Genomic DNA, 9,428 nt, shown 5'->3' with positions numbered 1-9,428 from the left:
CGAGGCGGTCCCCTCGGTCGACCCCGACCAGCCCGCCCCCCACGGCGCCACCCCCGAGGTCCCGGACCCACCCGGTGCGCCCGAGGAGAACCTGCCCCCGGCGGCAACCGCCACGCCGATGCCCCGCTCCGGGGCCGGGACACCCGGAACCGCCCGGACCGGCGGCACGTCCTACCGCGACGTGGGCCTTCATTCGCTCGACACGGCCGCGCGCGCGGCGACCACCGGGGACAGCACCGACCACGAGCGCGTCCTGCGTGAACGACAGGACCTGATCAGGCTCTGCCTGTACGCCCTGGACCGGGCGCGCAGCGCGGGCGTCGCCGAGCGCATCGAGGAGGGCCTGGCGGCAGTCGGGGTCACCTCGCTGCGCCCGGACGGGGACCGGTTCGACCCGGCCCGCCACGAGGCCGGCGGCGTCACCGACACCGAGGACCCGGCGTTGGCCGGTACGGTCGCCGAGACGGAGGTGGTGGGTTTCGCCGACCGAGGTCGCACGCTGCGGGTGCCCGTCGTCACCGTGTACACGCGGAAGGAGCCGGGATGACCGGCGACCGGCCGCGCTCCGGCTCCGGCGCCGCCCTGCCCAAACTGGTCAGGCAGACGCGGGAACGACTGGTGGAGCTGCTGCGTTCGGCCGACGCCGACGCCGCCGAGTGGGTCGAACGGGTGCGCGCGGCCAAACCGCCCCGCCCCACCGTCGTGGTCGTCGGGGAGACCAACCGGGGCAAGAGTTCCCTGGTGAACGCGCTGCTCGACCAGCACGGCCTGTCCCCGGTCGACGCCGACGTCGCCACGGCCACCTACCTCCGGTTCACCACGGGCTCCTCGTGGGCGGCCTCGGCGCGCTACGGCGACGACGCCCCGGTGGACATCCCGCTGAACGAGTTGCGGAACTGGGTGTGCGTCGGTGGCACGCCCCCGCCCGGAGCCCTGCCGCCCCGTGACATCGCGGTCCACGGGCCGGCGACCCTGCTCACCGACCTCGACCTGGTCGACACACCCGGCGTGGGGGGGCTGGACGCGATCCACGGCGATCGGGCGGCGGACGCGGCGGCCACCGCGACGGCCCTGCTGTTCGTGGTGGACGCCTCCAGCCCGCTGACCCACGGCGAGCTGTCCTTCCTCCGCTCCGTCTCCGACCGGGTGGAGACCGTGGTGTTCGCCCTGACCAAAACGGACCAGTACCGGGGCTGGCGGGAGGTGCTCGCCGCCGACCGGGCCCTGCTCGCCGAGCACGCGCCGCGCTTCGCGGACGCCGACTTCCACCCGGTGTCCGCCCGGCTCGCGCAGCTCGCCGCCTCCGCCCCCCGGGCCGAGACCGCCGACATGCTGCGGACGCGGTCGGGTATCGCCGAACTCGCCACCACGCTCGTCACCACCGTGGCCGGACGCACCAACATGCTCGGCGAGGCGAACACCATGCGGGCGCTCGCCAGTTCCCTCGCGGCCCTCACCGCCCGCCTCGAAGCCGAGGAACGGGCCCTGACCACCGGCGAGGAGGAGGCCCGGTCCCTCCGGGAACGCCGGGACGAGTTGTCGGCGGAACGGCGTTCGGCCAGCAGGGGCTGGCAGCTGCGGCTGCGGGGCGAACTGAACCGGGCGCGGGTCGAGTGCGGTCACGAGGTCGCCCGCCAGGTCCGCGACGTCCAGTACTGGTTCCGCCGCCAGATCGACGGCGCGGACCGGGCACAGCTGGCGTCGCTGCCCGGGCACGTGGACGCCGCGCTGCGACTCCTCTCGGCGCGCACCAGCGCGATGCTCGACCACCGGCTGGCCAGGGTGGCGGAACTGGCGCTCGCCGAGCTGTTCTCGCCCGCCGAACTCGCGGTGATCCGCGACCAGGTGGCCCGGTCCGCCCGGCCCTTCGTCGTGATGCGCCCGGCGGAGCGGCGCCAGCAGACGGCGGAGGACCGCCTCCTGGTGTTCATGGGCGGGTCGATGGGCATCTCGGCGGGACTCGGTGCGAGCAAGCTGGCGATGCTGCCCTTCGGAGCGGCGGCCGGTCTGGCGGCCCTGCCGCTCGTCGTTCCCGTGGTGGCGCTGGGCCTCGGCGCGGGTTGGTGGATCGGCCGGGTCCGCCGCCACGGCGCCGACAAGCAGCACATGCGGCAGTGGCTGTCCGACGCCCTCGCCGACGCCCGGTCCACCCTGGACCAGGTGGTGTCCGAGCAGCTCATCGAGGCGGAGATCCAGCTCTCGACCGCGCTCGACGAGGTACTCGGCCGCCGCATCAACGGCATCGAGGAGGAACTCCGGGAGGTCGACAAGGCGCTGCGGATGGGTTCGGCCGAGCGCGCCAGGGAGACGCAACGGGTGAGCCGGACGCTGGCGGAGGTGCGATCCGGGGCTGAACAGGTCGAACAGCTGCTCGCCAGGATGCGTGAGCTCGGACCTGGTCGCGGTGGCCCCGGCCAGCCGAGCGGCACGACCACCAGCCACGGCGCCTCCTCGGGCTGACCGCCTCGCGCCCCGGGCGGTCCTGCCGACCGGGCACCGGAGCCGGACGGCCTCCTCGGGCCGCTCGGGCGCCGACCTCCCCCGTCCACCAGGCCGGGCCACCGGGCCGGGGGGAACCAGGACTGCCTACCGTGAGTCCAAGGTGACGTCCGACCGGACCGTTCGGGGCCCACCGCCGCCGACGGCCGGTCGAGATCCGAAACGACCCGGTGAGGGGGATGCGGTGTACATCGAGGGTGAGGCCGGTGGCACCACCGGCGACAGCACGGACCTGCGGGTGGTCGTCGACGGCCAGGAGTACACCGGGGAGACCAACCACGACTTCTCCGGAAGCGGAACGCGGGACAGCGTGCTGTTGGAGACCGACGACGGGTACCTGGTGTTCACCGACTCGGACGGCGACGGTGAGGCGGACCTGCTGGTCGAGTACGACGAACACGGCAACGTCACCGGCACCGCCGGCTACGACCAGGCGACCGGTGGTTGGGTGGCGTCCGACCCCGAGGAAACCCTCGACGGGAACACCCGCCTCGACATCGGGGAGCTGCCCCCCGGAGAACCCTTCGACGACGCCAGCTACTCGGGCGACTCGATCCTCGTGCACACACCGGGCGGCCCGATGGACGTCGGCGCACCCACGGAGGACATGAACGGTGACGGGGTCGCCGACACCTCCGTCGTGGTCACCGAGGATGACGTCGTGCTCGTCGTCAGCGACGTCGACGGCGACGGCGACGCCGACCTGATCGCCGAGTTCCACGCGGACGGCACGGTGGTCCTCGCCGAGCACACCGGCGACGGGGAATGGATCATCGTCGAGCAGGGCGGGCTGGACACCCAGGGCCAGTACGTCCCCGACGCCGACTTCCACGGTGCGATGCCCGGCGACACCGACGCGGCCTGGGGCGACGATGAGGGGACCGACGGCCGCGCGCGGTACGACGTGACCGCGTCCGTGGGCGGGGCCGCCCTTCCGTTGGGTGGAGACCCAGCCCCGAACGCGGAGGCCACCAGCGGGGAGTCGTCCGAGGTCGCCCAGGCGCGGTGGGGCTGACCGAACCGGGGCGTTCCGCCACCCTCCCGCCGCGGCTCCCCACCGGGCGGGACGAACGACTCCGAGCAGACACGTTCGCGGGAGCGGTCAGGCCCCGGGAACGGTGGTGGGACGGCTCGGAGCACGCGGTCCAGCGCTGACCCACCGCACCCCCAGCCACGGCGCCAGGCCGGGCAGGACAGCACTGCTACCACCTGGCCGTCCCCGAACCGCGCCGAGCCGTAGCCCACCAGCTCGACCGCCCTCGGACCACCGCACCGAACCTGCTCCGGGCCGGAGCGGACCCCCGCCCCGGTTCGCCGGGCCCCCGGACCAGGCCGAAGCCCCGGCCGCGCGCCGTGCTCACCCTCCCCCTCCGGCCACCCCGGCGACTGCCGGGCGTGAGCCGGCCGCCCTCCGGGTGAGCGGCGGCGGGAACCCCGCCCGGTCCGGTGGGCGGCCCGATCGGAACAGTGACGGGTCCGCGACCGGCGGAAAGGGAACGGGGTCAACCGGCGGACTTCCTCCCAATTCAGGCGGAGGTTCGCACGACTGGCCGTGCACCCGGTCGAACTCCCTTTCCGGAAACCATTCGGATCCGGGTCCGGACAAAAACCCGTTCCGGGTGACACCCCTCGTGCGCCGGGTGGAACGGAATTGCCACCGGGAATTCCGCCCCGCCGGGGGGCCGGGGCCACACCCGCACGGCGAGACGTATCCCGCCGGAGGGACGAAGCCCACCTGAGCTGAAGGCGCTCGACTTCCCCCACCGGAACTGGTCAACCGGTTGTGCGGATTACGTGTTCACCCGGCGCCCGAGGGGTCGAATACCCCCAAACGGGGGAAGCCCGGGGAACGGCACCCGCGCCCGAGGTCGGCGAGCGCACCGCGCCCGCCGACCCGAACCGCCGCGAATTCCTTGCCGGCAAACGAGAACCGAGCCGAGCAATCGTGTGCTGAATCGATACCCTTATCGGTCCTGTGAGAGAGCTGACAACTTTCCGTTGAGTACCGGGGGCCTACTGCCGCTAACCTTCGGGAACCCCCAATTCGTGGTCCGCCCGCCGCCATCGGGCGGCGCGAAGCATTTCCGCGTTCTGGGGGGTCTTCGTGTTCCACCGAGCCGTGGACAGCGCACAGCCACCGCCGGCAGCACCTGGCAGTCAGGAGACGTGAGAACCATGACCGCACTCGCCGTACCCGGTCTCGACCAGCCGCCCACCACCCACGAAGGTCTCCTCGCCTGGGTTCGCGAGGTCGCGGACCTGACCACCCCGGACACGGTCGTCTGGTGTGACGGGTCCGAGGCGGAATGGACGCGGCTCACCGATGCCCTGGTCGCGGCGGGCACCTTCGTGCCCCTCCAGGCCAAGCCCAACTCGTTCTGGTGCGCCTCGGACCCCAGCGACGTGGCCCGGGTCGAGGAACGCACGTTCATCTGTTCCCGGGACGAGGCCGACGCCGGAGCCACCAACAACTGGATGCCGCCGGCGGAGATGAAACGGACGATGACGGAGCTGTACCGGGGGTGCATGCGCGGCAGGACGATGTACGTCATCCCGTTCTGCATGGGGCCGCTGGACGCCGAACGACCCATGTTCGGCGTCGAGATCACCGACTCCGAGTACGTCGTGGTGTCGATGCACATCATGACCCGGATGGGGGCCGAGGTGCTGTCCCGCCTCGGGAACGACGGTGAGTTCGTCCCGTGCCTGCACTCGGTGGGCAGGCCGCTCGCCGACGGTGAGGCGGACGTCCCCTGGCCGTGCAACGACACCAAGTACATCTCGCACTTCCCCGAGGAGCGCACCATCTGGAGTTTCGGCTCCGGCTACGGGGGCAACGCGTTGCTGGGCAAGAAGTGCTACTCGTTGCGGATCGCCTCGGCGATGGCCCGCGACGAGGGGTGGCTGGCCGAGCACATGCTCATCCTCAAGCTGATCTCCCCCACCGACGAGGTGCGCTACGTCGCGGCTGCCTTCCCGTCAGCGTGCGGCAAGACCAACCTCGCCATGCTGGAGCCCACGATTCCCGGCTGGCGGGTCGAGACCCTCGGCGACGACATCGCGTGGATGCGGTTCGGCGAGGACGGCAGGCTCTACGCGGTCAACCCGGAGGCCGGGTTCTTCGGCGTCGCCCCGGGCACGAACTGGAAGACCAACCCCAACGCGATGCGCACGTTGGAGCGCGGCAACTCCATCTTCACCAACGTCGCGCTGACCGAGGACGGTGACGTCTGGTGGGAGGGGATGGACGGTGCTCCCGGCCGCCTCACCTCCTGGCGCCACCAGGACTGGACGCCGGAGAGCGGGGAGCGGGGCGAGCCCTCCTCCCACCCGAACTCGCGGTACTGCACGCCGATGAGCCAGTGCCCCGTCCTGGCACCCGAGTGGGACGACCCCCGGGGGGTGCCCATCTCCGCGATCCTGTTCGGCGGGCGACGCGCCACGACGATCCCGCTGGTCACCGAGGCCCGCGACTGGCAGCACGGCGTCTTCATGGGGGCCACCCTCTCCAGCGAGAAGACGGCCGCGGCCACCGGGCAGGTGGGGCAGGTCCGGCGGGACCCGATGGCGATGCTGCCCTTCATCGGCTACAACGCCGGCGACTACTTCCAGCACTGGATCAACCTCGGCAAGGAGGCCGACGCCTCCCGGCTCCCCAGGATCTTCTACGTCAACTGGTTCCGCCGTGGCGAGGACGGCCGCTTCCTGTGGCCCGGGTTCGGCGAGAACTCCCGCGTGCTGAAGTGGATCGTGGACCGCCTCGACGGGGTCGCGGCGGCCGTCGACACCCCGATCGGACGGGTGCCGACCGCCGCCGAACTCGACCTGTCCGGAATGGCGGGTGGCCGGGAGGACGTCGAGGCCGCGCTGCGCGTCGACCGGGAGGAGTGGCGGGCCGAGCTGCCCCTCATCGAGGAGTGGTTCGACACGATCGGCGACGCCCTGCCCGGCACGCTGCGGGACGAGCTGGCCGCGCTGCGGGAACGGCTGGGCTGACCGCGCTGCGGCGACGGCGGGCGCGTCCGACACTGAGGACGGCGGGCCGAGGCCGACGACCAGCGGGGAGGTGTGATGAGCTTCGTCATCTGGCTGCTCCAGATCGTGCTGGCGGCCACCTTCGTCCCCTCGGGGATCTCGAAGCTGCTGCTCACCCCGACCCAGCTGGTCGAACGCGGCCTCGGCTACGCCGAGGACTACTCCTACCGGTCACTCAAGACGATCGGCGTCCTTGAGGTCCTCGCCGGGGCCGCGCTCGTGCTCCCCACCCTGTTCGGAGTCCTCCCGACACTGGTCCCGCTCGCCGCGCTGGGACTCGCGGCGTTGATGGTCGGAGCCGGGATCACCCACCACCGCCGGGGGGAGCGCCGCGTCATCGTGGTCAACGCGGTCCTGTTCGTCCTGGCCCTCATCGTCGCGGTGGCCCGTTTCGGCCCCTACTCCCTGGGGTGAACTGGTTTCACGTGAAACCGCGCGCAGCGAGTTCGCACGGCACCGGCCCAGCCGATCCACCGCGCCGCGCTCCCCGGTGCACAGCACCAGGACCTCCCGCGCTCCTCACGTACGGGGCGCCCGGCCCTGGCCCCGGTCGACCACCGCTGCCGGAGGAGTTCCCGGCACCCGTCGGAAGGGGCCGGCACGGTGCCGTGCCCGCCCCGGGGCCGACCACGGGGTGTCCGGTCGACCAGCACCGGTCCGGTGACGGCTCAGACGGGCAGCGGCCGATCCCCGATCCCCAGCAGGGTGCCGGTCACCGGCTGCTCGGTCTCCACGTAGCAGACGGCCGAGTTGTGACCGGCCTGCCAGCCCTGTTCGGTGGGGATGCGACGAACCGTGCGCACGTCCGCCCGCTCGCTGACACCGAGGTAGTTCTCCACGGCGACCGCGCAGTGCGGCCCGGCCACCTCGTCGATGTCCGCCGAGTCGGGCAGCTGGTCCAACGGTGAGCCGAGCGGGACCGTGCCTGGTACCGCCTCACCCCGGTGCGGCTGGTCGCACGGGACGATCCGGATGGACTCCTCGCTGGGCGGGCCCTCGGTGCAGATCTGGAACTCGTAGAACGGTTCGCCGACGAGCGCTCCCCGCAGCGACCCGGTCCGCTCCACCGGGTCGGCGCCGTCCAACTCGGTGACACCGCAGACCAACCAGCGTTCACCGCGTGCCCACCCGGTCTTCGAGGGCCAGACCGTCCACGGAGCCAGCCTGGTGGCGTCCATGTCCGTGCTGCCCAGGTACTCGGCGGCTGGCTCGGCGCACTGGGTGAGGGACAGGCTCAGCAGCTGCTGGTCGTCGGGGCGCTGCCGTGGCAAGTCGTCCGGGATTTCCAGGACCTGCGCCACCTCCAGGGTGTGGGGCCGCGAGCAGCCGACGGAGTCGAAACTGCTCTGATCGACGACCACGCAGGCCCCGGGTTCGGGCAGGTCCTCACCGCCTCGGACGTCCGGTGGCAGGACGGCGGGCTCGGTGGCACCGTCGGCGACCTCGGACCCGCCGGTCGCCTCCGCCGTCGGGCGGGTCTCCCCCGCCGCGTCGGGGGGCGCCGACTCCGGACCGCTACAGGAGGAGAACGCCACGCCCAGAACCGGGAGCAGCCACAACCGTCGCAGCACCGAGTGCCCAGCCACGCACATCACCCATTCCCTGTCCGTTGACCGAACGTTATCGTCCGCCCCCCGGCACGTCTCCCGACGGGCACCCCGTGCGGCGGAGCGCGAGGAACGGCACAGGGCAGCGAGGACACGCCACCATGAGGGGGACGCGCTCCACGCCCCGCCCGGGACGGGATCTCCGCATCCTGGCAGGCGACTCGGCCGCTGACCACACCCCCGACGAGCATTCGGCCACCGAGCAGCGCACGCACTCCGCCGACCGGACGGCAGCGCACCCGCCGCGGTGACGGGGTCAGCAGTGGCGGAGGACGGCCGCGCGTGGTCCCGCCGCGCCCGGCTCGTTCCACCAGGTGGTCGGGGCGGGCCACGACGGGACCCGACGCCGGTTCAGGAGGACCGCAGCACCAACTCCTGGGCGGGGGACCGCAACATCGAGGCGCCCTCCTCCAACAACGCCGCCAGCCGGTCCGCCGCCTCCCCACCGAAGCGCACTCGCCAGTCGGGGACGCGGTCGCCGTCCAGCCACAGGACGACTCCGGACACGGCGGCCGCCAGGTACAGCCGGGCGACGACCGCGTACGGGTGCAGCACCGTCACCGCGGCCTGCACCCTGTCCCGGATCGCCGAGGCGGCCTGCTCGGCCTGACCGCGTTCGAAACCGATGGTGCCGAGCATGGTCGAGGCCAGGCGCAACACGACGAGCTGCCTCTTCGGGCCGATCTCGACCATGCTGGTCACCGGGCCGGTTTCCTCGTCATGGCCCTTGAGGTGGTGGAACCAGTTGAATCTCGAGGAGTCCGAGGTAGGCACCAGATCGTTGGCCACGACGGGCATGTGCTGGGTCATGATGCCTCCCGGAGGTGCGGACGGATCGGGATCGCGGGAGCCGGTGGGAGCAGGAGCACTGCCGGAACTCCCGCCCGGGAATCCGTCTCACTCGACCACACCGCTCGACGCGAAACCCCACATCACGGTCAGTATCGTCCGGTCCCGGAGGCGACTTCAGGGATTCCACTCGGCGGTGCGAGATGATCACGCGTTGGCAGGCCGAGATGGCGGTGGGTAGCGACTTCCCCTGTCACCTCCGCACCGGTCGGCCGTGTGGGAACCTGCTCGGGGCGAAGCGCCCGTCCCAGAACCGGCGGCACCCGAGATCGCGCGTCTGGCGGACGTCCGCACGGCGCCGCGCGTCCCGCTGGGGCCGAGGAGGAGGTGCGCCTGACGGTCCCCGTGATGGGGCGGACCGTCAGGTCGGGGCCCGGCCCCTCCGCCCGGCCTCACGCGGAGGTGGCCACCGGCTGGTCGAGCCGGTGGCCACGCACC

At 72.4% G+C, this 9,428-nt stretch carries 7 protein-coding genes; 5 read left to right on the top strand and 2 right to left on the bottom strand.

Annotated features, from left to right (window positions below):
* Nucleotides 1-118: 118 nt before the first annotated feature.
* From ACTIDRAF_RS29145 to ACTIDRAF_RS0215630, 5 genes are all read left to right on the top strand, one after another.
* The gene (locus tag ACTIDRAF_RS29145; protein ID WP_169533984.1) at nt 119-547 is read left to right on the top strand and encodes a nucleotide exchange factor GrpE; all 429 of its coding nucleotides are present in this window, start codon (nt 119-121) and stop codon (nt 545-547) included.
* Nucleotides 544-2,460 (top strand): dynamin family protein, encoded by a 1,917-nt coding sequence (locus ACTIDRAF_RS0215650; RefSeq protein ID WP_016699672.1) that lies wholly within the window; start codon nt 544-546, stop codon nt 2,458-2,460. Before ACTIDRAF_RS29145 ends, ACTIDRAF_RS0215650 begins: the two co-directional genes overlap by 4 nt.
* A gap of 223 nt (nt 2,461-2,683) precedes the next feature.
* Nucleotides 2,684-3,514 carry a DUF6802 family protein gene (locus ACTIDRAF_RS29140; RefSeq protein WP_016699671.1) on the top strand — a complete coding sequence of 277 codons (831 nt, stop codon included), beginning with the start codon at nt 2,684-2,686 and terminating at the stop codon, nt 3,512-3,514.
* Between the two features lie 1,160 nt (nt 3,515-4,674).
* On the top strand, nt 4,675-6,495 hold the full coding sequence (locus ACTIDRAF_RS0215635) for a phosphoenolpyruvate carboxykinase (GTP) (RefSeq protein ID WP_016699669.1): 1,821 nt from the start codon (nt 4,675-4,677) through the stop codon (nt 6,493-6,495).
* A gap of 75 nt (nt 6,496-6,570) precedes the next feature.
* Nucleotides 6,571-6,948 (top strand): DoxX family protein, encoded by a 378-nt coding sequence (locus tag ACTIDRAF_RS0215630; RefSeq protein ID WP_016699668.1) that lies wholly within the window; start codon nt 6,571-6,573, stop codon nt 6,946-6,948.
* 254 nt (nt 6,949-7,202) lie between these two features.
* On the opposite strand, the gene ACTIDRAF_RS29135 is transcribed toward ACTIDRAF_RS0215630, so the two are convergent.
* Entirely contained in the window at nt 7,203-8,120 is a 918-nt protein-coding gene (locus ACTIDRAF_RS29135) for a septum formation family protein (protein WP_211215357.1), read from the bottom strand.
* 372 nt (nt 8,121-8,492) lie between these two features.
* Entirely contained in the window at nt 8,493-8,951 is a 459-nt protein-coding gene (locus ACTIDRAF_RS0215620) for a hypothetical protein (RefSeq protein WP_016699666.1), read from the bottom strand.
* Nucleotides 8,952-9,428 lie beyond the last annotated feature (477 nt).

Origin of the sequence: Actinoalloteichus spitiensis RMV-1378 (genome assembly GCF_000239155.1) — a bacterium.
GTDB classification, from domain to species: Bacteria; Actinomycetota; Actinomycetes; order Mycobacteriales; family Pseudonocardiaceae; genus Actinoalloteichus_B; species Actinoalloteichus_B spitiensis.
This window is presented reverse-complemented; position numbering and strand designations above follow the sequence as displayed.